This window comes from Acidovorax delafieldii, from assembly GCF_007993815.1.
In the GTDB taxonomy this organism is placed as follows: Bacteria; Pseudomonadota; Gammaproteobacteria; order Burkholderiales; family Burkholderiaceae_C; genus Acidovorax; species Acidovorax delafieldii.
In genome coordinates, this window is the sequence record NZ_VJWE01000012.1 from 510,593 (window position 1) to 532,975 (window position 22,383).

A 22,383-nucleotide genomic window follows, 5' to 3' on the forward strand; every position below is an offset into this window, starting at 1 on the left:
TATTGCCTACTTGGCCGGGCCGTCGATGACTTCAGCGGCGGTGCGAAACGCCTCTACCGCCGTCGGCAGGCCACAGTAGACGCTGGCGTGCAGCAGCACTTCCTGCAACTCCTCCGCAGTAGCGCCATTGTTCAGCGCGCCACGCACATGACCCTTAAGTTCATGCTGCTTGCCCAGCGCGATCAACATGGAAACCGTAATGAGACTGCGAGTCTTGCGGTCCAGCCCGGGCCGCTGCCAGACATCGCCCCACGCATTGCGCGTGATGTATTCCTGAATGGGCTGCGTGAAAGAGGTGGCGTTGCCCAGCGCACGGTCCACAAAATCGTCACCCATGACCTCGCGGCGGGTGGCTAGGCCTTTTTCGTAGTCTTTGGTCGGGGTTGGTGTCACGCGGGCTCTCCTTGAAGGGTTGGAAACATCAAGGCCCGATGGTAGCGAGCGAACGCAGGGCTGCCACCGCGCAAACAACAGAACGCCCGGCACATGCACTGCACACGCCGGGCTTCATGGCTTCGTGAACAGCTCGCCCCATGCCATCCCCTGACGACATGGGAGCAAGGCCTCACTGATCAGGCGCTGGCACCGCCTGCGGTCAGGTCAAACCGGTCCAGGTTCATCACCTTGGTCCAAGCCTTGACGAACTCCTGCACAAACACTGCCTGCGCATCGCTGCTGGCATAGACCTCGGCCAGCGCACGCAACACCGAGTTGGAGCCAAACACCAGGTCGGCCACCGTGCCGGTCCATTTTCTGGCACCTGTGCTGCGATCCACCCCTTCCATCACACCCGCTGCGCCCGCCGACTTCTGCCATTGGGTGCGCATGTCGAGCAGGTTCACAAAGAAGTCATTGCTCAAGGTACCGACGCGCTGCGTGAAGACACCATGGGTGGCCTGCCCCACGTTAGCACCCAGCACGCGCAGGCCACCCACCAGCACCGTCATCTCGGGCGCCGTCAGCGTGAGCTGGTTGGCGCGGTCCACCAGCAGCTCGGCCACGGCGCCTTCCAGGCCAGGGCGCACGTAGTTGCGAAAGCCATCGGCCACGGGCTCCATCACCTCGAACGACGGCACATCGGTCTGCTCTTGCGAGGCATCCGTGCGGCCAGGCGTGAAGGGAACGGTCACGTCCTGCCCTGCCTGCTTTGCGGCAGCCTCCACGGCAGCGCCACCGGCCAGCACGATCAGGTCCGCCAGCGAGATCTTCTTGCCGCCCGTCTGCGCCGCATTGAAGTCGCGCTGGATGGCTTCGAGCTGGCCCAGCACCTTGGCCAGTTGCACAGGCTGGTTCACTTCCCAATCCTTCTGAGGAGCCAGACGGATGCGCGCGCCGTTGGCGCCGCCCCGCTTGTCGCCGCCCCGGAACGTGGAGGCAGAGGCCCAGGCCGTGGATACCAGTTCCGAAATCGACAAGCCCGATGCCAACACCTTGGCCTTGAGCGCAGCGATGTCCTGCGCGTTCACCAGCGCATGGTCCACGGCAGGCACAGGGTCTTGCCAGACCAGCACTTCGGCGGGTACCTCCGGCCCCAGATAGCGGGCACGCGGCCCCATGTCACGGTGCGTGAGCTTGAACCAGGCACGCGCAAATGCATCGGCAAACTGCTCGGGGTGCGCCAAAAAGCGGCGCGAGATCTTTTCGTAGGCCGGGTCAAAGCGCAGCGACAGGTCGGTGGTGAGCATGGTGGGCACCAGCTTTTTCGACGGGTCGTGTGCGTGCGGGATCGTCGCTGCAGCCCCCTTGGCCGTCCACTGGTGGGCGCCTGCCGGGCTCTTGGTCAGCTCCCACTCGTAGCCGAACAGGTTTTCGAAGAAGTTGTTGCTCCACTGCGTGGGCGTGGTGGTCCAGGTGACTTCCAGGCCGCTGGTGATGGTGTCACCACCTTTGCCAGAGCCATGGCTGCTCTTCCAGCCCAGGCCCTGGTCCTCGATGCCTGCGCCTTCGGGCTCCTTGCCCACCAAGGCCGCGTCTCCTGCACCGTGGGTCTTGCCAAAGGTGTGGCCGCCAGCAATCAGCGCCACGGTCTCTTCATCGTCCATCGCCATGCGCGCAAAGGTGTCGCGGATGTCGCGCGCGGCGGCGATGGGGTCGGGGTTGCCGTTCGGGCCTTCGGGGTTCACATAGATCAGGCCCATCTGCACAGCAGCCAGCGGGTTGGCCAGGTCGCGCTCACCGCTGTAGCGCTTGTCGCTGCCCAGCCAGGTGGATTCAGCGCCCCAGTACACGTTTTCATCGGGTTCCCACACGTCAGGGCGTCCGCCGGCAAAGCCAAAGGTCTTGAAGCCCATGGATTCGAGTGCCACGTTGCCGGTCAAGATCATCAGGTCGGCCCACGAGATCTTGCGGCCGTACTTCTGCTTGACGGGCCAGAGCAGGCGGCGCGCCTTGTCCAGGTTGGCGTTGTCGGGCCAACTATTGAGCGGCGCAAACCGCTGCTGCCCTGCCCCTGCGCCGCCACGTCCATCCGCCAAGCGGTAGGTTCCGGCGCTGTGCCAGGCCATGCGCACAAACAGCGGTCCATAGTGGCCAAAGTCTGCGGGCCACCAGTCCTGCGAGTCGGTCATCAGTGCGCGCAGGTCGGCCTTCACGGCAGCAAGGTCGAGGCTCTTGAATTCCTCGGCGTAATTGAAGCCGTCTCCCATCGGGTCGGTGAGCGGGGAATTCTGGTTCAGGGGGCGGAGATTGAGCTGGTTGGGCCACCAGTCGGCATTGCGGGGGCCCGTGGGCACGGCCTTGGTGTGGTCAAAGGGGCATTTGGCTTCGGTCGTCATGGGTCATCTCCTGTGAAATCGCGTCGGCAAAACGTATCGACAGGGCAGATGGTAGGAAGCAAACGATGACAGGTAAATTGAATCGATTGAATCTCATCAATAGCCAATATCAATAAAACACCTTCACTCCATTGATTTCACTGCGCCCCATGGATTCATCAAACAGGAGGCCGCTTTAACGTAAGTGAGCCAGCGGCAGTCCAGGAGCCCCCATGTCAGCCCTCAGGATGCGCCCATGGGTCGAGTCGGTGACATACACCGTGGTACGCACTGCCCCGCCAAACACCAGGTTGGTGGTCGAACTGCCCGGTGCGCCGCGCAACACCTGCACGGGCTCGGCCCGGTGGTTCAGCACCCACACATAGCCCAGGCCCGGGTTGGCCACCAGCAGGTGACCTTCGGCATCCACGGCCAGACCATCGGGGCCGCTGGGGCCATACGAGGTGAAGAATTGGCTGACCTTGGCCACGCTGCCATCGGGCAGCAGCGGCACGCGCCACACACAGTTGCCGCGCGTCACGGCCAGATACAGCACGCGGCCGTCGGGCGACAGGGCCACGCCGTTGGGGCTGGGCACGTTGTGCAGCAGCAAATCGAGCTGGCCGTTGGGCCGCAGGCGATACAGGCGGCCACTCGGGTCGTGCAGGCCGCTTTGGCCCTGGTCGGTGAAGTAGAGGTTGCCTTCGGCGTCAAAGATCAGGTCATTCACGCCCTTGAAGCGCTCGCTGTTGCGGCGCTGAAGGTACGGTGTGACGGCACCCGTGGTCACGTCGAGCTGCATCAGACCGTTCTTGTAATCGGTGATGAGCAGCATGCCGGGCTTCAAGAACTTGAGACCGTTGGGCTCGCCGTCGTACTCGGCCACCAGCGCCCAGTCGCCCTGCGGGTTGATGCGAAAGACCCGGCCCCAGGGGATGTCGCTGACGTAGAGGTTGCCTGCGTCGTCGAACACCGGGCCCTCCAGAAACGAATCGGTGATGGTGCCGCCCCGGTTGGCGTCGGCCCAGTCGCTGCGCTCGCGGCGGCGAAAGGGCTCGGGCATGGAGGTGAACAGGTCGAGATCGCGGACCTCAGGGGCTTGCAACAAAAACATGGTGGGGTCTTTCCAATTCGTTCAGGCGGCGGGAACGGCATCGAAACCATACAGCCGTGCCGGGTTGTCGACCAGGATGCGGTCCATGGCCGCGTCGCTGCCAGCCCAGGCCTGCAGCAGATCCATCAAGTCGGCATCGTTCACAGTGCCAGGCGCCTCCGTGGTGTGTGGCCAGTCGCTGCCCCACACGAGGCGCTCGGGCGCGGCCTGCACCAGGGCCTGGCCCAGCGGCAGGGTGTCGGCGTAGCTGGGGCCATGCACGGTCGAGCGCATGTAGGCGCCCGAGAGCTTGACCCAGGTGTTGCCACCATCGAGCAGGCCGCGCACCACGCCGTAGGCCTCGGCGGCCGGGCCTTCGGCGGGATCGATGCGGCCCAGGTGGTCGATGACCACGGGCACAGGCAGGGTGTGCAACTGCGGCGCTAGGACGATGAGCTGCTCCGGCTGCGCAAAGATCTGGATGTGCCAGCCCGCGCACGCCGGGTGCTCGGCCACCTTGCGCGCCAGCGTGGCCAGCATGGCGGGCGTGGTGGTGCCCCACGATTGGGGCGAGACGAAATTGACGCGCAGCCCGCGCACACGGCGTGCAGCCAGGTGGGCCAGCTCGTCGGCGCTCACGTCCTCGCCCACCACGGCCACGCCGCGCGCAGCGTCGCCCAACTGATCCAGCGCATCCAACGTGCAGGCGTTGTCGGTGCCGTAGGTCGATGGCGTGACCACCACCGTGCGCGTGGTGCCCAGGCGCGCCTGCAGCTGCCGATACACCGCCACGGGCGCCACTGGCGGAGTGCGCGGCCAATGGGCTGACGGCGCAAAGCACGGGTCAAAGATGTGCATGTGGCTGTCGCACGCGCCGGGCGGCAACTGGCGCTGCGGGCGGTTTAGGCCCACGGAGTGGGGCACGGGCGTGGTCAGCGCTGGCAAAGGCATGGGTCAGTCGAGTTTGATATTGCCCTTCTTCACGACCTCGCCCCACTTCGCGTCTTCCTTCTTCAGGAAGGCGGCAAAGTCTGCGGGCGTCGAACCGATGGGCTGGGCGCCCAGGTCGGCGAGGCGCTGCTTCACTTCGTCTTCTTTCAGCACCTCTTGCAGGGCCTGCTGCAGTTTGGTGGCCACGTCCGCAGGCACGCCCGCAGGCAGGAACACGCCGTTCCACTCATAGGCCTCGTAGCCGGGAATGGCCGCCTCGGCCACCGTGGGCACATCGGGCAGGCGCTTGGAACGCTCGGGCGCCGACACGGCCAGCGCACGCAGTTTGCCACCCGCCACATGCGGGTAAGTGGCGGCCACGGTGCCGAACATGAAGTCCACCTGGCCGGCCATCACGTCGGTGATGGCGGGGCCACCGCTCTTGTAGGGCACGTGCACCATGTCCAGGCCCAGCTTCTGGGCCATCAGCTCGGCCGCCAGGCGCTGCACCGTGCCGCTGCCGCCTGAGGCAAAGTTGATCTTGCCCGGCTGCGCCTTGGCCTTGGCGATCAGCTCGCCCACGTTTTTGTAGGGTGCATCGGCCTTCACGATGAGCACGTTGGGCGCCAGCAGCACCAGCGACAGCGGCTGCAGTGCGTTGGCTGCATACGGCATCTTGGGGAACAGGTGCGGGTTGATGGAGTACGGCGTGGCGTCGTACAGCATGGTGTAGCCGTCTGCCGGGGCCTTGGCCACGAAGCTGGCGCCAATGGTGCCGCTGGCACCGGCCTTGTTGTCTACGATCACGCTGCCACCCAACTTGGCGCCCAGGCGGGTAGCGACCACACGGGCCACGGCATCGGCCGCGCCACCGGGGGCGTAGGGCACGACGATGGTGATGGGCCGCTCGGGGAAGGCGGCGTGGGCCACGCCAGCGGCCAGGGCGCAGGCGGCGATCAGGGGTTTGAGGAAGCGAAACATACCTGTCTCCAATCAGTTCTGGGTTCTACAACAGGGCCGCTCAATCTGCTTTGAGATCGAGAGCTTTGGCAATCTGGCTATACGTCGCAGCTTCGCGGGCCACACGGGTCGCAAAGGTATTGCCACACACCGATTCGGCATCCATCCCCAGGCCGCGCAGCTTGTCAGCGGCCGATTCGCTCTTGGCAAAGTCGGCGGCCGTGCGCTCCAGCGCCTGGGCGATGGGCTCGGGCACGCCTGCCGGGGCCAGCACGCCGTACCACACGTCGGCAGCGTAGTTGCCACCTCCTGCCTCGGCAAACGTGGGCACCTCGGGCACCAAGGCAGAGCGCTGGGGCGCGCCCACGGCCAGCGCACGCAGCTTGCCGCTCTTGATCTGCGGCAGCACCGAGCCCAGGGTGGCAAAGGAGCTGTCGAGCTGCCCGCCCATCAGGTCCGTCACCACGGGCGCGGCGCCCTTGTAGGGCACGTGGTTGAGCTGCAGGCCCTGGGCGCGGGCAAAGATCTCGGTGGCAAAGTGGCCTGAGCTGCCCACCCCTGCCGTGCCTGCGGTCACACGGCCGGGCTCGGCGCGGGCCTTGGCCTGGTAATCGGCCAGTGTCTTGACCGGCAGGCTGGGGGCCACCACCAGCACCGTGGGGCTGCTGGCCACCGTGCACAAGGGGCGGAAGGACTTCACCGCATCGAACTTGACGCGGCCCTGGTACAGCGCCGGAATCATGGTGTGGTTGGTGGCGCCGAACAGCAGCGTGTAGCCATCGACCGGGGCGCTGGCCACGGCCTGCGCGGCAATGATGGTGCCCGCGCCGGGCTTGTTGTCGATGATGAACGGCTGGCCCAGCGCCTTGCTGGCGTGGTCGGCAAAGGCGCGCGCCACCACGTCGGTGGGGCCACCGGCGGCAAAGCCCACCACCAGCTTCACGGGCTTGGTCGGATAGGCTGCTGCGCCCGTTTGCGCGCAAGCGGCGCCAGACGCTACAAAAACAATAGCTGCCAGCGCATGATTGACTAGCGCAAGAGGCCTATTTTTCTTGAAATTGCGTGCCATGGTCTGTTGTCTCCTGTGCGGCCGGGCACCCTGCCCGGCCATGTTCTTGGGGCAGGCCGGCGCTCAGGCGACGGCTACTGCATGCGGTGCACGTGCCAGCACGGCCAGCAGGTTCTTCGCCGCGCCCACGCCCATGTTCACGTAGGCGTCGCTCGTCACGCCGCCGATGTGCGGGCTGAGGATGAAGTGCTTCTCGCCCTGGAAGGGGTGGCCCGCCGTCATGGGCTCCACCGCAAAGCTGTCGAGCCCGGCCGCCATGACCTGGCCCGAGCGCACGGCGGCGAGCAGATCGGCCTCGTCGATCAGGCCACCACGTGCCGTGTTCACCACAATCACGCCGCGCTTGCATTGCGCCAGCGTGGCGGCGTTCAGCAGGTTGCGGTTTTCGTCGGTCAGCGGGCAGTGCAACGAGATGGCATCCGATTCGCGCCAGATCGTCTCCAGGTCCACCGCCTGCACATAGGCGGGCAGGTTCTTGGCAAACGGATCGAAGCCGATCACGCGCATGCCCAGGGCGTCGGCCATCTTGGCAAAACGCAGGCCGATGGCGCCCAGACCCACCAGGCCCACCGTGCGGCCACCCAGCTCCAGGCTCTTGTGCGTGGCCTTGTCCCAGTGGCCAGCGTGCATGCGCGCATCGAGTTGCACCACCGACTTGGCGCAGGCCAGCAGCAGCGCCAGGGCCTGCTCGGCCACGGCGGCGGCGTTGGCGCCCACGGCGGCCACCACCTCAATGCCACGGGCCTTAGCAGCCACCTTGTCGATGGTGTCGGTGCCGCTGCCGTGCTTGGAAATGACCTTGAGCGCGGGGGCTGCGTCCATCACCGCAGCGCCCACCTTGCCGTAGCGCACGATGATGGCCACGGGGTTGTGCGCACCGCACAGGGTCACCATGTCCTCTTCCGTCGGCGTCTTGCCTGCGTAGACGATCTCGTAGCCTGTGAGCAGATCCAGGGCTTGTTGCGCCAGGTCGGCGCCTGTGACGATGATGGTTGGGCTCACAGCGATTCCCCTTCCTTCAGCACACCCGCAGCGCGCAGGGCGGCGGGCAGCCATTTCGAGGCCGTGTCGCCACGGGCAATGGCTTCGATGCGGGCGGCTTCGTCGGCCACCTTCTTGTCGGCCAGGGCCAGCATGGCGGGGGCTTTTTCGCGCTCGATGACGACCACGCCGTCGGCGTCGCCCACCACCAGGTCACCCGGGTTCACCACCGCGCCACCGGCGCTGATGGGGTGGTTGATGCGGCCGGGCACGTACTTGGTGGGCCCTGCAGGGTTGAAGCCCGCGCTGAACACGGGGAAGTCCAGCTCCAGAATTTCCAGCTTGTCGCGGATGGCGGCGTCCACGATCACACCCGCCAGGCCGCGCTTCTTGCAGGCGCTGAGCATCAGCGTGCCCATCAGCGCCGCCGTCTGGTCGCCCTTGCCGTCAATCACCAGCACATCACCCGGCTGGGCCAGGGCGATGGCGGCATGGATCATGAGGTTGTCGCCGGGGCGCACTTCCACGGTGAAAGCGGGGCCTGCCACCTTCATGGACTGGTGCACGGGCGCCACGCGGCCATGCATGGTGCCGCGGCGACCTGCCACGTCGGCCAGGATGGCGGCTTGGTAGGTAGCGGCCTGGGCAACAACGTCGCCGCTCACGCGGTCAATGGTGCGGATGATTTCAGGGAGTTGGCTCATGGGAGTGGTCCGGTTGAACGATGGAATGAAGAAAGGGAATAAGAGAACTGCGGTGCTCAGTCGGCTTTGATGCCGCCTTCTTTGATGACCTTGGCCCACTTGGCAGAGTCGGCCTTTTGCAGGTCGCCCAGCTGCTGGGGCGTGCCGCCCACCAGCGTCACGCCCAGCTTGTCGGCCAGGGCGATGAGGGCGGGGTCTTTCAGCGTGGCGGCAATCTCGCGGTTCAGGCGCTGCACGATGGCGGCGGGCGTCTTGGCGGGCGCAAACACGGCCTGCCACTGCTCCACCACAAAGTCCTTGAGCCCCGCCTCGCCCATGGTGGGCACAGCTGGCAGGGCCTTGAGGCGCTGGGCAGACGTGACGGCCAGGGCGCGCAACTTGCCCGATTGCACATGCGGCAGTGCAGCGGCTGCGGGAGCAAACATGAACTGCACCTGCTCGGCCAGCGTGTCTTGCAGCGCGGGGGTGTCGCCCTTGTAGGGCACATGGATGAAGCGCGCGCCGGTTTGCTGCTGCAGCAGCTCGCCCTGCATTTGCAAGATGGTGCCGTTGCCGCCCGAGGCAAACGCCAGCTTGCCCGGCTGGGCCTTGGCGGCGGCCAGCAGGTCGGCCACGGTCTTGAAGGGCTGGTTCGCGCCCACCACCAGGATGTGGGGGATGGTGCCCACGGTGATCACGGGCTCGAACGCCGTGATGTGGTCGTAGGGCAGCTTGGCCATCAGGTGTGGCGCAATGGCCTGCGGGCCGATAGAGGTGCCCAGCAGCGTGAGCCCGTCTGGCGCCGCCTTGGCAACGTAGGCCGCGCCAATGGTGCCCGTGGCCCCAGCCTTGTTGTCCACGATGACGTTGGTGGACAGGGCCGCGCCCAGCTTGAGGGCGATGTTGCGGCCCAGCACATCGGTGCTGCCACCGGCGGGGTAAGGCACCACCCAGGTGATGAGCTTGCCCGCAGGCCAATCGTTTTGCGCCCAAGCGGGCAGCCCCGTGCCCACACCAGTGCCCGCAAGGGCCAGGGTGGTCAGAAGGTGGCGGCGCTGCGCGCCGTGCGTGGATAGGGGAGATACCAAAGAGGTCATGGTGCAAGGCCCTCAGACAGGGGTGGGGGATGAAGAAGTCGAGACCGGCGGGAAGCCGTAAAGCGCGGCAGGGTTGGTGACCAGCACGCGGCGCAGGGCATCCGCACCGGCCTGATCGCACCAGCGCGCCAGGGTGTCGATTTGCAATGCGTCGTCCGGCACGGGGTGCAGGCCAGCGCTGGCAGTGGCATGGGGCCAGTTGCTGCCCCACAGCACGCGCTCAGGCGCCGCACGCAGGTAGCTGACGGCCAGTGCGTCAAGCGCCGGGTCGTCCACCGCGTGGGTGGCGCTGACGATGTAGCCGCCCGAGAGCTTGACCCAGGCCCTGCCCTCGCCCATCAGCTGCAGCAACAGTGCGTGGGCTGGGTGCTTCCCGGCTTGCTCGGGTGCGATGCGGCCCAGGTGGTCAAACACCAGGGGCACAGGCACGTTGCGCAGCACATCGCCCAGCGTGGCCAGCACATCGGACGCCATCAGCAGCTGCAGATGCCAGCCCCAGGGCGCAATGCGCTGGGCAAGGGGCAGGATGGAGTCCACCGAACCCGTGACGCCCAGCGACAGGTTCAGCCGCACGCCGCGCACGCCCGCGTCGTGCAGGGCCTGCAGCTGGGCATCGCTCTCGCTGCCATCGATCACGGCCACGCCCCGGGCCTGCGTACCCAACGCGGCCAGGCCCTGCAGCATGCAGCGGTTGTCCGAACCGTAGGTGGATGGCGTGACCAGCACCGTGCGCTCGGTGCCCAGGCGCTGCTGCAGCGCGCGGTAGTCACTGGCCGACGCATCGGGCGGCAACAGCCTGGCGCCGGGCGCAGCAGGAAAGCGCTGGTCGTACACATGCACGTGGCAGTCGCACGCCGCCGCAGGCAGTGCGGTACTGGGCGCCGTCGTTCCCAGCGAGAACGGTACGGGCGTGACAAGGCGATCGCGGGTCATGGCGATGGGCAGTCAGCGGGGGATGAACGTGGCGGCTCGATCAGTCCAGGCTGGCGCCAGAGTCCTTCACGATCTTGGACCAGCGGGGCACTTCGGTGCGCAGCAGTGCCGCAAACTGCTCGGACGTGCCCCCGAGGATGTCGCCGCCTTCGGAGCGCAGCTTGTCCGCCACGTCCGGTTGCTTGAGGGCCTGGTTGATGGCCTTGTTCAGCTGCGCCACGATGGCTGCAGGCGTGCCCGCAGGGGCCAGCACACCGAACCAGGTCACGGCCTCAAAGCCCTTGAACCCGGACTCCGCCAGCGTGGGCACATCCGGCAGCTGCGCGGAGCGCTGGGCCGAGGTGATGGCTATGACCTTGAGCTTGCCATTGCGCACATGGCCCAGCAGCGTGGGCACGGACGACATGTACAGATCAATCTGCCCGCCCATCAGGTCCGTCATGGCCTGGGCCGCGCCCTTGTAAGGGATGTGGCGCAACTGGATGCCAGCAGCGTTCTCTGCCAGTTCCCCGGCCAGATGGGCCACGGTGCCGTTGCCCGAATAGCCCAGCGTCAGGGCATCGGGCTTGCCCTTGGAGGCAGCCACCACATCGGCAAAGGTCTTGAAGCGCGAGTTGACCGGCACCGCCATCACGATGGGCGAGGACGACACCAGCGCCACCGGCGCCAGGTCCTTGAGCGGGTCGTAGGGCAGCTTCTTGTACAGCGTGGGATTGATGGCGAGGTTGCTGGTCTGCCCCATCACCAGCGTGTAGCCGTCCGGGTCGGCCTTGGCCACAGCGTCCACCCCCAGGTTGCCACCGGCGCCGGGGCGGTTGTCCACGATCACGCTCCACTTGTTCTGGTCGGCCATCTTCTGCGCCACGGCGCGGGCGATCATGTCGGTGCCACCGCCGGGGGGGAACGGAACAATCAGGCGGATGGCCTTGGCGGGGTAAGCCGTCTGAGCCTGCGCAGCGCCGTGGGGCACGGCCACGGCCGCAAGGCCCAGGAAAGCGGCGCACAGGCGCGCACTCAAAGAACGTGAAAGCGATGAAAAAGCGGTCATGGATTTGTCTCCGTTATGGTGGTTCGTCACGCCGGTCTGCAAGGGCCTGTTCGGGCCTGGCGCCGTGGTGTGCGAATGTACGCACGCGTTTCAACCCATACAATGCAGTTGCACACAATGAAACGAATTGCGCCATGAGCAACCCACCCTCCTCGCCTGTGCGCCCTGCCTCGCGCAAGGCCACCACACCGGTCGCCACCACCCCGGTGGCCGATGAGAGCGCAGATGCGCAAGCCAACGCGACGGCCAAGGACAGCGGCGGCGTGATCGCTGTGACACGTGCACTGCAGGTGCTGGAGGCCTTTGCACTGGGCGAATCCAGCCTGTCTCTGGCAGAGCTGAGCCGCCGCTGCAGCCTTCACAAGACCACCGTGCTGCGCCTGGCCCGCACGCTGGCGCAATCCGGGTTCATGGTGCAGCGCGAAGATGGCGACTGGCGCCTGGGTCCGGCAGCAGGCTGGCTGGGTGCGCGCTACCAGGCAGGCTTTGACGTGCAGAACGTGCTGGAGCCCGCACTGCGTGAACTGACCCTTGCCACGGGCGAAAGCGCTGCGTTTTACGTGCGTGAAGGCAATGTGCGCACCTGCCTCGTGCGGGTGGAAGGCCCGCAGGCGCTGCGCCACCACGCCCGCATGGGCGAAGGACTGCCGCTGGACAAGGGCTCACCGGGCCGCGTGATCCTGGCGTTTTCGGGCGAGCCGGGCAAAGCCTATGAAGAGATCCGCAAGAAGGGCTACCACTGGTCCATTGGTGAACGGGAACAGGGCGTGGCCACCGTGTCGGCGCCGGTGTTTGGCATGCACTGGCGGCTCATGGGCTCGGTGTGCATCTCAGGCCCGGCCTCGCGTTTGCCCGCCGAAAAGCTCGAAGCGCTGGCACACACCGTGGTCGCTGCAGCGACACAGTTGTCCTACGCACTGGCAGGGAGTTCGGCCGCGCCGGCCCATGCCCCCGTGCGGGCGACGCAATGGCATCCCTGATACTTGCATCCGTTATCCACCCCACACAAAAACCGAGGAGACTGCCGTGAGCCGCTACCCCTTCCCTGACCTGAACACCCTGCCCGAGGACATCCGCGCGCGGATTCTTGAAGTGCAGGAGAAGGCGGGATTCATCCCCAACGTGTTCCTCGCGTTTGCCCGCCGACCAGCGGAATGGCGTGCATTCTTTGCGTACCACGACGCGCTCATGCTCAAGGAAGAAGGCAGCCTGACCAAGGGCGAGCGCGAGATGATCGTCACCACCACCAGCGCGGCCAATCAGTGCCTGTATTGCGTGGTGGCGCATGGCGCGATCCTGCGCATCTACGAGAAGAAGCCGCTCATCGCCGACCAGGTGGCGGTGAACTACCGCAAGGCGGACATCAGCCCCCGGGAGCGGGCCATGCTCGACTTCGCCATGAAGGTGTGCCAGAACGCCCACGAGATCGACGACACGGATTTCGAGGCCCTGCACCCCCATGGTTTCGATGACGAGGACATCTGGGACATCGCCGCCATCACGGCATTCTTTGGCCTGTCCAACCGCATGGCCAGCTTTGCGGGCATGCAGCCCAACCCAGAGTTCTATCTGATGGGCCGTGTGCCCAAGGCCAAGCCTGCGGCCTGATCCAAACCATGCGCTCCGCACGAACGATCTGGCTTTGGGTGCTGGCCGCCCCTGCGGTACAGGCCGCAGGGTTTGGGCCACCGGAGGGCACGCTGCCCCTTCACCCTTTGACTGTGACCGTGCCCGCTGGCGCGCTGTCGCCGTTGCGGTCCGCCTCGCTCTTCCGCGAAGAGTCCAGCACGGGGGCGGCGCCCACTTACTACCTCGGTGCGGGTGTTGCAGGCTCGCGCCTGCAAATCCCTGACTCGCCGGGCGCTACGGCGTGGCAGGTCGTACCCACCGCCGATTGCGTACGCCTGGAGCCCGTGCCCCCCGCACTGCTGCACACCCCATCCGTGCAGGCAGTGCTGGTGCAACAGAATCCGCTGCCCATGGAGTGCGCTGCGGCCTTCGAGGGGAGCTGTACCAGCCGTGACGACAAACTGCGCATCACCACGACCTTCGAGGGCCGGCGCCGCGCGGCGCGCGTGGGTGGCGGCTTTTTCGGCACCGAAGGCACCATAGACACCACCTTCTACACGGGCGTGCGCACCCTCAGCATCGAACACCTGCCCAGCCGTCTTGTGCTGCGCCTGCAAGAACGCCTGAACAACAGCAACGGCTACAGCGCACCGCAGACAGCCATCCGGTATTTGCCAGAGCTGCAGCGCCTTTTGCTGCTGGGCGCCTCAGAGGCACAGGGCATGCCTCTGGCGCAATGTGTTGCCCTGCCCCCACGATAAAGGTCGTCCCACTGCGACTCAACGGACCGATACCCGCGCGATGCTCCTCAGGACCTCAGGACCTCAGGACCTCAGGACCTCAGGACCTCAGTCCGGCAAGTCTGCATCGGTCTCGCGCACCCAGGGCTGCTGCGCCCGCCACTGGTCCAGCCAGCCCGGTACCTGCTGCGCGGGCATGGGCCGCGCAATGCCATAGCCCTGGCCCAGCACACAGCCCATGGCCAGCAGCGTGCGGCCGTGGTCCACGGTCTCCACACCTTCGGCAATCACCTTGCGGTTGAACGCTTTGGACAGGCCCACCACACCCTGCACAATGGCCAGGTCGTCGCGGTCTTCGAGCATGTCGCGCACAAAGCTCTGGTCGATCTTGAGCAGCTCTGCAGGCAGCTTTTTCAGGTAGGTCAGCGACGAATAACCGGTCCCAAAATCGTCCAGAGCAAACCGCACGCCCAGTTCGGCGCATGCGTGCATCAGGCCAGACACCTGGGCCATGTCCTGCAACGCGCTGGTCTCCACAATCTCCAGCTCCAGCGCCGACGAAGGCACCGAGGGATGCACGGCCAGTGCCAGGCGCAGCTTGTGCACAAAGTCCTCTTGCTGGAGCTGCTTGGAGAACACGTTGACGCTGACCGGCATGCGCAGCCCCACCGCCAGCCACTGCGCCATTTGCGACAGGGCCATGTCCAGCACCCGCTCGCCAATCGCAATCGCCATGTCGTGGTCTTCAATCACCGGCAGGAACTGGCTCGGGGCCAGCAGGCCCCGCTGCGGATGCAACCAGCGGACCAGCGCCTCCATCCCCACCACCTCACCCGTCTGCATGTTGACCTGGGGCTGGTAGTACAGCACCAGCTCCCGCTGCGCGATGGCGGTGGCAATCTGCTCCAGGCTTTCGCGCTTGATCCGGATGGCTGCATCGCTGGCCACATCAAACAGGTGGAACCGATTCTTGCCCGCCTGCTTGGCCAGGTACATGGCCTGGTCGGCATGGCGGATGAGCTGCTCCGAACTGGAACCATCCTGCGGGTAGATGGTGACGCCAATGCTGGCAGACACCTGCAGGGATTGCCCGCTTACCAGCAACGGCTCGGCCGCTACCTGCAACAGCCGCAACAGCAGGGGCTCGCAGTCCTGCTCGGCTGTCAGGTCGGTCATGACGGCCACAAACTCGTCCCCACCAATGCGCGCGAGCGTGTCGCCATCGCGCAGCGCAGACCGCAGACGCTTGGCAATCGCCACCAGAAACTCGTCGCCCGCCGCATGGCCATACCGGTCGTTGATGTCCTTGAAGCCATCCAGATCCAGAAACGCCACCGCCAGCGACTTGTTGCGACGCACACAGTGCGCCATGGCCTGCTGAAGCCGGTCGGCGAGCAGAACGCGGTTGGGCAGGTGCGTCAGCATGTCAAAGTGCGCCACCTCGGCCAGCTGCTCGTTGATGCGGCGCATCTGCGCATTGGCAGCCTCCAGCTCGGCCTGGCTGCGCAGGCGCTCCGTGATGTCGCGAACGATCATGCTGCTGTATTGGCGCCCTTCACTGTCCCCATAGATGCTGGAGCTGATCTCGGCGGTGAAGTGGCTGCCATCGCCCCGGACCATGGTCAGCAGGCCGGCCGCCTGCCCCCTCTGCTGGCGCTGTACCAGCAGCTCCTGCAACCGGGGGTCGGCAGGGTCGGCCAGCCCCGTGCGCCCCCGGGCGATGATTTGTGCCTCGCTCAGGTCAAACAGTCGGCAAGCCGCCTGGTTCACGGCCAGCACGGTGCCGTCGGGTGAGGTCAGCAACACGGCGTCCATGCTGTTGTCAAACAGCGCCTGGAACTTGAGTTCGCGGTCCTGCAGCTGCGACGTCAGCTTGCGCCGCATGGTGATATCGACAAAGGTGACCACGATCTTGTCGAGCGCTCCCACCGGCGTGAACCAGGGGTCGGCACGGCACAGCACCCAGCAGATGTCGGCGTCTTTGGAGCGAACAATGCCCACCACGATGCCGTTGACTGGTTCGCGGGTGGCAACCACGCGCGAGGCTGGGTAGTCAGACACCGGCATGGTCTGGCCTTCCTCGTTCAGGAAGGACCAGGCCGGGTCAATCAGCTGCTTGCCGGTCATCTGCTCAAAGCTCAGCCCCAGGAGGTTGCTGGCCTCGGCGTTGCACCGCACCACCGCACCCGTCGCATCGTGGATCACCAGGCCCGTCATCAGGTTGTCGATGAGCGACCGCTGCTCGGTTTCACTGTCGCGCAGCACTTGTTCCACCACCAGCCTTTGCTGCGCACTTTCGCTCTCGCGGCGCGCCAGGCGCAGCGACACAAACTTGATGAACGTCAGCAGCAGGGCCGTCAGCGCCAGTGGAGTGTCGATGCTGCGGGCCCATACCTGCCAGAACCGGCGCTCGGACTGGCCCACAAACACCGTCACCGGAAGCTTGTCGAGCCGGTGAAACAGGTTCACGAAGTTCTGGCCGTTGAGCAGCGCGTTGGGCCCTTCTACCCGCCCTTGCACCGGAAACTGTTGTTGCGTGAGATACCGGATCAACGCCCCGGCACGGCGCGTGCCGTATACCTCGTCCTTGGTGACTGCGGCGGGCACCGGAAACCGGGTCATCAGATAGCCATCGTCACGCAGCACGCCCACGGTGAGCTGCTGCACCAGCGGCGCGTCTTTCCAGAGCGACTCCAGAAAATCCACAGGGAATACATCGGTCAACACGGCCTGCGCCTGGCCATTTTGATCCCGCAGCACATAGCGCAGGGTGAAAACCCAGTCCTTGTCCAGCGCATCGCGCTGCGGCCGCCCCAGGTAGATATCGCGCAGGTCCCGGGCATCGCGCGCAAAGTCCTGAAAGCTGGGTTGAGCAGCCAGACTGGGGAGGCCCTGCAGGCTGGGCGTGTGCGACGAGGCCAGCAATTGGCCGTTCATGTCGCTCACGTAGGTCTGGCTGACTTCGGGGCGGTATTTGAGGTAATCCACCAACAACTGCTGCACCTGGGCCAGGTTGTCGATCCCCCCGGGTGAGATCGCAATGGTCTCAGCCAGGCTGAGCATGCCCGCGCGCTTGGAAAGAAAGAAGGTGTCCAGCGTCCGCGTGAGCAGCACCAGGTTGGACTGCATGTGCTCCTCTTCACGGTCCCTGACCTGCCCCCATTCGTCAAAGGCGTACAGGCCAAACATGAAGAGAACCGACGCGATGACCAGATTGGTCACCTTGTTGATGCTGCTGGCAGCCGCGCTTGCTGGGATGGTTGAATTCATTCAGAAAGCACTAAGCAGCACGTCGGTGCGGTTGGAAATCCCCTCCCCGGCTCTATTCGTTTTCTTCTATCGTTGCCGAAGTCATCCTAACAGGTAACAAAAAGAACCGGAGGTTGAATGAGAAGGCGCGGTATGGGGTCGGCGGTATGGGCACAGTGCTCCGCGCCTCGGCGCCGGTGGGGCCGTATTCACGGGCTACCGCAGGGCCACCAGCAGATGGAAGAAGTGGCACGGGTGCTGGGTGCGGGCAGAGGCTTGCCTTCCACCGTGCCGTCAAACCACTGGTGCAAATCGCCCAAATACTATCTTTTTAATAGCAATCAAGGCATGTATCACATGCGCTACCGGCCGAATAGCCCAAAAAATGAGCCACCAGCCCCCGCCACAGGGCTCAAGTGACGGGACGGACGGTCAGCTGGCCGTCACCAGCGTCCGCATCCAGTCGGGCAGCGGCGCCGCCTTCTGCTGCGGAAAGTCCACCCAGATCGTCGTAGCTCCGCCCGCTGCGCATATCACGCCCGGCTGGTCCACGCGCTCCATCGTGCCCCAGGTCTCGAACGTGGTGCGGCCCGGGTCGCTCACGTAGAGCTTGAGCAACACGTCGGCCGGGTATTCGAGCTGCTTGTAGAAATTGCAGAACGCATTGACGATGACGGGCCCCTGTCCGCGCGGGTCGGGGTTGCAGCCCACCGACGCCATCCACTCAATGCGCGCGGTTTCCAGGTACCGGAAGTACACGGTGTTGTTGACATGGCCCATCGCATCCATGTCGCCCCAGCGCACCGGGAACCGCATCTCAAAGACCAGCTTCTTGACCTCAGGGATTTCGATCTTCATACCCGCTCGTGCCCCAGGGATCAGACCGCGAAGCCGTCGTCGGCTGCGATCACCGCGCCATTCACAAAATGGCTCTGGTCGCTGGCCAGCATCACCAGCAGCGCATCCAGGTCCTGCGGCTGGCCCACGCGCTTGCGCGGCAGCATGTCCATGAGCTTCTTGCCCTGCTCGGTCTGCCAGTGGTGGTGGTTGATTTCCGTGTCGATGTAGCCGGGGCAGATCGCATTCACGTTGATGCCGAACCGGCCCCACTCCAGGGCCATCGCCCGGGTCATCTGCACCACGGCGGCCTTGCTCATGCAATAGGCGCCGATCTGCGGCAGCACCTTGAGGCCCGCCATCGACGCGATATTGATGATGCGACCGCCGGTGAAGCTGCCCGGCGCTGCACCGCGGGAGCGGGCCAGCATGCGCTTGCCCACCTCTTGCGCCACAAAGAAGGCGCCCTTCACATTGGTGTCGAAGATGAAGTCATAGTCCTCGGGCGTCACGTCCTGGATGCGCTGCGTGGTGCTCACGCCCGAGTTGTTCACCAGAATGTCGATGGACCCCATTTCGGTCTCGGCATGGGCCACGGCGGCCTTGATGGAATCGTGGTCGGTCACGTCCAGCTCGATCACATGGGCGTCACCGCCCTCGCCTTCGATGCGCGCGCGCAGCTCCTTGAGTTTTTCCACCCGGCGGCTGGCCAGCACGACGCCTGCGCCAGCGCGGGCCAGAGTGCGGGCAAACTGCGCGCCCAGGCCGCTGGAGGCGCCCGTGATGAAGGCCACGCGGCCGGACAAGTCGATGCTGTATGCCATTTAGAGTCTCCCTACTGATCAAAATAGAACGGTCGTTCGATTGTCTATATTCCGTGAATACAATCAGTCGCCAGACAGACAGGGCGCGGTCGGCGCTCTGTAGAAAATAATCCATTATCAAACGCCCGACGAGAAGCCCATGACCAACGAAGAAATCCTCGCCCAATACGGCCCCCGCGAATCCATGGAATACGACGTGGTGGTCGTTGGCGGCGGCCCTGGCGGCCTTGCCACTGCGATCCGCCTGAAGCAACTGGCGGCCGAAAAAGGCCAGGACGTCTCGGTGGTGGTGCTCGAAAAAGGCTCTGAACCCGGTGCACACATCCTGTCGGGCGCCATCATGGACCCCAAGGCACTCACCGAGCTGATCCCCGACTGGAAAAAGCGCGGCGCGCCCCTGAACCAGCCCGTCACCGACGACGCCTATATCTTCCTCAGCGAAAAGTCGGGCTTTCGCGTGCCCAACATGTTCCTGCCGCCGTTTGCCCACAACCACGGCAACTACATCATCAGCCTGGGCAACCTGACCAAGTGGCTGGGCGAACAGGCCGAAGCCCTGGGCGTGGAAATCTTCCCCGGCTTTACGGCCGCTGAAGTGCTCTACAACGACAACGGCTCCGTCAAGGGCGTGGCCACCGGCAACATGGGCGTTGGCAAGGATGGCGAGCCCACCGAGAACTTCCAACTCGGCATGGAACTGCTGGGTAAGTACACCGTTTTTGCCGAAGGCGCACGCGGCCACCTGGGCAAGCAGCTGATTGCCAAGTTCCACCTCGACAAGGACCGCGACCCGCAGAGCTTCGGTATTGGCGTGAAGGAACTGTGGGAGATCGACCCCAAGAAGCACCAGCCCGGCTTTGTGATGCACACCGCCGGCTGGCCCATGGAGAACGACACCTACGGCGGCGCCTTCCTGTACCACCTGGAGGGCAACAAGGTGGCACTGGGCTTCGTCACGGGGCTGGGTTATGCCAACCCCTACCTGAGCCCGTTCGAGGAGTTCCAGCGCTGGAAGACGCACCCCAACGTCCGCTACTACTTCGAAAACGAGAAGGGCGAGATCACGGCCAAGCGCTTGTCCTACGGCGCACGTGCCATCAACGCCAGCGGCATCAACGCCCTGCCCAAGACCGTGTTCCCAGGCGGCGCACTGGTGGGCTGCAACGCGGGCTATCTGAACGTGGGCCGCATCAAGGGCAGCCACGCCGCCATCAAGACCGGCATGCTGGCCGCTGAAGCCGCCTACGACGCCGTGGTGGCAGGCCGCCAGCACGACGAACTGACGGCCTACCCCGAAGCCTTCGAAAAGAGCTGGTTGCATACCGAGCTGAACAAGGACCGCAACTTCAAGAACTGGTTCAAGTACGGCCTGACCACAGCCACGCTGATGAACGGCTTTGAGCAATTCGTGCTGCGCGGCCACATCCCCTGGACGCTGCACCGCGACAAGCCCGACCACGCGTACCTGAAGCCTGCCGCCGAGTGCAAGCCCATTGTCTACCCCAAGCCCGATGGCAAGCTCACGTTTGACCGCCTCTCCAGCGTGTTCATCAGCAACACCAACCACGAAGAAAACCAGCCCGCCCACCTCACGCTCAAGGACCCGAGCGTGCCGGTCAATATCAACCTGGCCAAGTACGCCGGCCCCGAGGCGCGCTACTGCCCGGCGGGTGTGTACGAGTTTGTGCCGGACACGACCAAGGGCGGCGATGCCCAGCGCCTGCAGATCAACGCGCAAAACTGCGTGCACTGCAAGACCTGCGACATCAAGGACCCCACACAGAACATCGTGTGGGTCACGCCGGAAGGCGGCGGTGGCCCGAACTACGCGGGCATGTAAGCACCGTCAAAATTCATAGCACCTTGCGCTTGAAGGGCCTGCACTGCAGGCCCTTTTTTATGGAAATCAGTCCGATCTGCAGCGCAATACCCCTCATGCAGCTGCGCGTGTGAGCTGAAACTGCCCCATCGCACCCGCCAGCCGGTTGGCCTGGTCCTTGAGGCTCTGGGCCGCTGCGGCGCCCTGCTCCACCAGCGCGGCGTTCTGCTGCGTCATATGGTCGAGCTGGTCCACCGCCTGACTCACCTGGCCGATCTGCGTGCTCTGCTCGCTGCTGGCCTCGTTGATCTCGGACATCAGCGTGGTCACACGCTCCACGCTTTGTACGATGTCGCCCATCGTGGAACCTGCTGTCACCACCAGCCGGGCGCCGTCACTCACCTTGTCCACGCTGGTGGAGATCAGCGCCTTGATCTCGCGCGCCGCATTGGCGCTGCGCCCGGCCAGGCCCCGCACCTCGCTGGCCACCACGGCAAAGCCGCGCCCCTGCTCGCCCGCACGGGCGGCTTCGACGGCCGCATTGAGCGCGAGGATGTTGGTCTGGAACGCAATGCCATCGATGATGCCCACGATGTCGGCAATCTTCTTGCTGCTGGCATTGATCTCCTCCATGGTCTTGACCACCTGGCTGACCACTTCGCCGCCTTTGCTGGCCACCTCGGTGGCGTTGAGCGCCAGCGCATTGGCCTGGCGGGTGCTGTCGGCATTGGCGGCCACCATCTGCGCCAGCTGGGCAATGCTGGCCGCCGTCTGCTGCAGGTTGCTGGCGGCGTGCTCGGTGCGCATGCTCAGGTCGGTGTTGCCCGCTGCTACTTCGGAGCTGGCCACATGGATGGATTCGCCCGAGTCACGCACCTCGGTCACCACGTAGTGCAGCGACTCGACCATCTTGTCCAGCGCCGTGAGCAGCTGGCCGATCTCGTCGGTACGCTGGGTTTGCATACGCACTGTGAGGTCGCCCCGCGCCACCACAGCGGCCGCCTCGGAGGCCTGGCGCAGCGGCAGCACGATGGAGCGCCGCAGCAGCCAGCCAAACAGCGCCGACAGCGCCACCACCACCAGCACGGCCACGGCGCTGACCCATTGCGCACGGGACGCGTCGGCAATCATGCTGTCGCCCGCCTTCAGGGAGGACTGTTCGGACGCTGCAAGCAACTGGTCGATGGACCGCAGGTATTGGGTCAACGCGGCGGCGTGCTCCTGCAGCTCTTTCTGGCTGATGATCTTGGCTTCCAGGGCGTTTTGCACCAGTGCGTCCCGCAGCGCGGCATATTTCTGGCGTTCGGCCTGGGCCTGTGCCCACAGCGGCCTCGCGCTCTCGCTGGAAGACGCCTTGGTCAGCGCTTCATCAATGCGCTTGCGCATGGCGTCTTCGGCGGCGATCTGATTGCGCATTTCGGCCACCAGGGGGAACACATCGGACGACAACGTGGCCCGCAATGCAATCTGGCCGATGTAGACCGACTGGGTTTTCCAGTCGCGCACGGTGCGCTCAATGGGCAATTGCTCCGTGGTCAGCAACGTGGCCTGACGGCTCGTGTCCTGCCCTGTGAGCCAGGTGGTGGCCCCCAACAGCGCCACCGCAAAGCCCAGGATGCCAAAGCTGGCCGCCAGCTTTTGCCCCACGCTCAGAGTCCGGCGGTGCCGCGCAGCTGCAGGGCTCTGAGCGGCAGCGTCTGGCACGGCACGGTGGAACTCCGCGTCGGCCGGTGCGGCGGAGAAGGCGGCGCCGCCAGGCGCCCCGGAAGTGGCGGGCAAATAGTTCATGAGCGTTCTC

At 65.3% G+C, this 22,383-nt stretch carries 19 protein-coding genes; 4 read left to right on the forward strand and 15 right to left on the reverse strand.

The window, feature by feature from the left end:
• Positions 1 to 6: 6 nt before the first annotated feature.
• From pcaC to ATF69_RS11730, 11 genes are all read right to left on the reverse strand, one after another.
• Positions 7 to 393 carry a 4-carboxymuconolactone decarboxylase gene (gene pcaC / locus ATF69_RS11680; RefSeq protein WP_082522567.1) on the reverse strand — a complete coding sequence of 129 codons (387 nt, stop codon included), beginning with the start codon at positions 391 to 393 and terminating at the stop codon, positions 7 to 9.
• Positions 394 to 572: 179 nt separating this feature from the next.
• Positions 573 to 2,774 carry a catalase/peroxidase HPI gene (gene katG, locus ATF69_RS11685; RefSeq protein WP_146871048.1) on the reverse strand — a complete coding sequence of 734 codons (2,202 nt, stop codon included), beginning with the start codon at positions 2,772 to 2,774 and terminating at the stop codon, positions 573 to 575.
• A 175-nt stretch (positions 2,775 to 2,949) separates the two neighbouring features.
• Positions 2,950 to 3,867, reverse strand: a complete 918-nt coding sequence (locus ATF69_RS11690) for an SMP-30/gluconolactonase/LRE family protein (protein WP_146871049.1) — start codon at positions 3,865 to 3,867, stop codon at positions 2,950 to 2,952.
• A gap of 21 nt (positions 3,868 to 3,888) precedes the next feature.
• Complete coding sequence (locus tag ATF69_RS11695) at positions 3,889 to 4,797, reverse strand: amidohydrolase family protein (RefSeq protein ID WP_146871050.1); 909 nt, start codon at positions 4,795 to 4,797, stop codon at positions 3,889 to 3,891.
• 3 nt (positions 4,798 to 4,800) lie between these two features.
• Positions 4,801 to 5,757 (reverse strand): tripartite tricarboxylate transporter substrate binding protein, encoded by a 957-nt coding sequence (locus tag ATF69_RS11700; protein WP_108499564.1) that lies wholly within the window; start codon positions 5,755 to 5,757, stop codon positions 4,801 to 4,803.
• 40 nt (positions 5,758 to 5,797) lie between these two features.
• The gene (locus ATF69_RS11705; protein ID WP_146871051.1) at positions 5,798 to 6,805 is read right to left on the reverse strand and encodes a tripartite tricarboxylate transporter substrate binding protein; all 1,008 of its coding nucleotides are present in this window, start codon (positions 6,803 to 6,805) and stop codon (positions 5,798 to 5,800) included.
• Between the two features lie 63 nt (positions 6,806 to 6,868).
• Positions 6,869 to 7,807: an NAD(P)-dependent oxidoreductase gene (locus ATF69_RS11710; protein WP_146871052.1), complete on the reverse strand. Its 939-nt coding sequence runs from the start codon at positions 7,805 to 7,807 to the stop codon at positions 6,869 to 6,871.
• The gene (locus ATF69_RS11715; RefSeq protein ID WP_005792824.1) at positions 7,804 to 8,490 is read right to left on the reverse strand and encodes an RraA family protein; all 687 of its coding nucleotides are present in this window, start codon (positions 8,488 to 8,490) and stop codon (positions 7,804 to 7,806) included. The genes ATF69_RS11710 and ATF69_RS11715 overlap by 4 nt, the downstream gene beginning before the upstream one ends.
• 56 nt (positions 8,491 to 8,546) lie before the next feature.
• The gene (locus ATF69_RS11720) at positions 8,547 to 9,566 is read right to left on the reverse strand and encodes a Bug family tripartite tricarboxylate transporter substrate binding protein (RefSeq protein WP_146871053.1); all 1,020 of its coding nucleotides are present in this window, start codon (positions 9,564 to 9,566) and stop codon (positions 8,547 to 8,549) included.
• A 12-nt stretch (positions 9,567 to 9,578) separates the two neighbouring features.
• On the reverse strand, positions 9,579 to 10,499 hold the full coding sequence (locus tag ATF69_RS11725; RefSeq protein WP_146871054.1) for an amidohydrolase family protein: 921 nt from the start codon (positions 10,497 to 10,499) through the stop codon (positions 9,579 to 9,581).
• A 40-nt stretch (positions 10,500 to 10,539) separates the two neighbouring features.
• Positions 10,540 to 11,547, reverse strand: coding sequence for a Bug family tripartite tricarboxylate transporter substrate binding protein (locus ATF69_RS11730; protein ID WP_056067729.1), 1,008 nt, complete (start codon positions 11,545 to 11,547; stop codon positions 10,540 to 10,542).
• A 134-nt stretch (positions 11,548 to 11,681) separates the two neighbouring features.
• On the opposite strand from ATF69_RS11730, the gene ATF69_RS11735 reads away from it, so the two are divergent.
• From ATF69_RS11735 to ATF69_RS11745, 3 genes are read left to right on the forward strand one after another with little or no spacing between them, the layout of a single operon-like run.
• Positions 11,682 to 12,527, forward strand: coding sequence for an IclR family transcriptional regulator (locus ATF69_RS11735; protein WP_099730087.1), 846 nt, complete (start codon positions 11,682 to 11,684; stop codon positions 12,525 to 12,527).
• 46 nt (positions 12,528 to 12,573) lie between these two features.
• Positions 12,574 to 13,155 (forward strand): peroxidase-related enzyme, encoded by a 582-nt coding sequence (locus ATF69_RS11740; protein ID WP_015014330.1) that lies wholly within the window; start codon positions 12,574 to 12,576, stop codon positions 13,153 to 13,155.
• An 8-nt stretch (positions 13,156 to 13,163) separates the two neighbouring features.
• The gene (locus ATF69_RS11745) at positions 13,164 to 13,877 is read left to right on the forward strand and encodes a hypothetical protein (RefSeq protein WP_099730086.1); all 714 of its coding nucleotides are present in this window, start codon (positions 13,164 to 13,166) and stop codon (positions 13,875 to 13,877) included.
• 87 nt (positions 13,878 to 13,964) lie between these two features.
• On the opposite strand, the gene ATF69_RS11750 is transcribed toward ATF69_RS11745, so the two are convergent.
• From ATF69_RS11750 to ATF69_RS11760, 3 genes are all read right to left on the reverse strand, one after another.
• Positions 13,965 to 17,126, reverse strand: a complete 3,162-nt coding sequence (locus ATF69_RS11750) for an EAL domain-containing protein (protein WP_099730085.1) — start codon at positions 17,124 to 17,126, stop codon at positions 13,965 to 13,967.
• A gap of 411 nt (positions 17,127 to 17,537) precedes the next feature.
• Positions 17,538 to 17,963, reverse strand: coding sequence for an acyl-CoA thioesterase (locus ATF69_RS11755; protein ID WP_146871055.1), 426 nt, complete (start codon positions 17,961 to 17,963; stop codon positions 17,538 to 17,540).
• Between the two features lie 20 nt (positions 17,964 to 17,983).
• Entirely contained in the window at positions 17,984 to 18,766 is a 783-nt protein-coding gene (locus ATF69_RS11760; RefSeq protein ID WP_121943065.1) for an SDR family oxidoreductase, read from the reverse strand.
• Between the two features lie 139 nt (positions 18,767 to 18,905).
• Between ATF69_RS11760 and ATF69_RS11765 the strand changes: the two genes are divergently transcribed.
• On the forward strand, positions 18,906 to 20,606 hold the full coding sequence (locus ATF69_RS11765; protein WP_099730083.1) for an electron transfer flavoprotein-ubiquinone oxidoreductase: 1,701 nt from the start codon (positions 18,906 to 18,908) through the stop codon (positions 20,604 to 20,606).
• 93 nt (positions 20,607 to 20,699) lie between these two features.
• Here the strand turns inward: ATF69_RS11765 and ATF69_RS11770 are convergent, their stop codons facing one another.
• Positions 20,700 to 22,373, reverse strand: coding sequence for a methyl-accepting chemotaxis protein (locus ATF69_RS11770; protein WP_146871056.1), 1,674 nt, complete (start codon positions 22,371 to 22,373; stop codon positions 20,700 to 20,702).
• Positions 22,374 to 22,383 lie beyond the last annotated feature (10 nt).

What these genes read in the sequence shown, in the direction of transcription:
- ATF69_RS11750 (WP_099730085.1), bottom strand. Translation starts at nt 17,126, where the DNA reads ATGAATTCAACCATCCCAGCAAGCGCGGCTGCCAGCAGCATCAACAAG.
- ATF69_RS11735 (WP_099730087.1), top strand. Translation starts at nt 11,682, where the DNA reads ATGAGCAACCCACCCTCCTCGCCTGTGCGCCCTGCCTCGCGCAAGGCC.
- ATF69_RS11700 (WP_108499564.1), bottom strand. Translation starts at nt 5,757, where the DNA reads ATGTTTCGCTTCCTCAAACCCCTGATCGCCGCCTGCGCCCTGGCCGCT.
- ATF69_RS11765 (WP_099730083.1), top strand. Translation starts at nt 18,906, where the DNA reads ATGACCAACGAAGAAATCCTCGCCCAATACGGCCCCCGCGAATCCATG.
- katG (WP_146871048.1), bottom strand. Translation starts at nt 2,774, where the DNA reads ATGACGACCGAAGCCAAATGCCCCTTTGACCACACCAAGGCCGTGCCC.
- ATF69_RS11760 (WP_121943065.1), bottom strand. Translation starts at nt 18,766, where the DNA reads ATGGCATACAGCATCGACTTGTCCGGCCGCGTGGCCTTCATCACGGGC.
- ATF69_RS11755 (WP_146871055.1), bottom strand. Translation starts at nt 17,963, where the DNA reads ATGAAGATCGAAATCCCTGAGGTCAAGAAGCTGGTCTTTGAGATGCGG.
- ATF69_RS11745 (WP_099730086.1), top strand. Translation starts at nt 13,164, where the DNA reads ATGCGCTCCGCACGAACGATCTGGCTTTGGGTGCTGGCCGCCCCTGCG.
- ATF69_RS11715 (WP_005792824.1), bottom strand. Translation starts at nt 8,490, where the DNA reads ATGAGCCAACTCCCTGAAATCATCCGCACCATTGACCGCGTGAGCGGC.
- ATF69_RS11770 (WP_146871056.1), bottom strand. Translation starts at nt 22,373, where the DNA reads ATGAACTATTTGCCCGCCACTTCCGGGGCGCCTGGCGGCGCCGCCTTC.
- ATF69_RS11695 (WP_146871050.1), bottom strand. Translation starts at nt 4,797, where the DNA reads ATGCCTTTGCCAGCGCTGACCACGCCCGTGCCCCACTCCGTGGGCCTA.
- ATF69_RS11725 (WP_146871054.1), bottom strand. Translation starts at nt 10,499, where the DNA reads ATGACCCGCGATCGCCTTGTCACGCCCGTACCGTTCTCGCTGGGAACG.
- ATF69_RS11690 (WP_146871049.1), bottom strand. Translation starts at nt 3,867, where the DNA reads ATGTTTTTGTTGCAAGCCCCTGAGGTCCGCGATCTCGACCTGTTCACC.
- ATF69_RS11720 (WP_146871053.1), bottom strand. Translation starts at nt 9,566, where the DNA reads ATGACCTCTTTGGTATCTCCCCTATCCACGCACGGCGCGCAGCGCCGC.
- ATF69_RS11730 (WP_056067729.1), bottom strand. Translation starts at nt 11,547, where the DNA reads ATGACCGCTTTTTCATCGCTTTCACGTTCTTTGAGTGCGCGCCTGTGC.
- ATF69_RS11705 (WP_146871051.1), bottom strand. Translation starts at nt 6,805, where the DNA reads ATGGCACGCAATTTCAAGAAAAATAGGCCTCTTGCGCTAGTCAATCAT.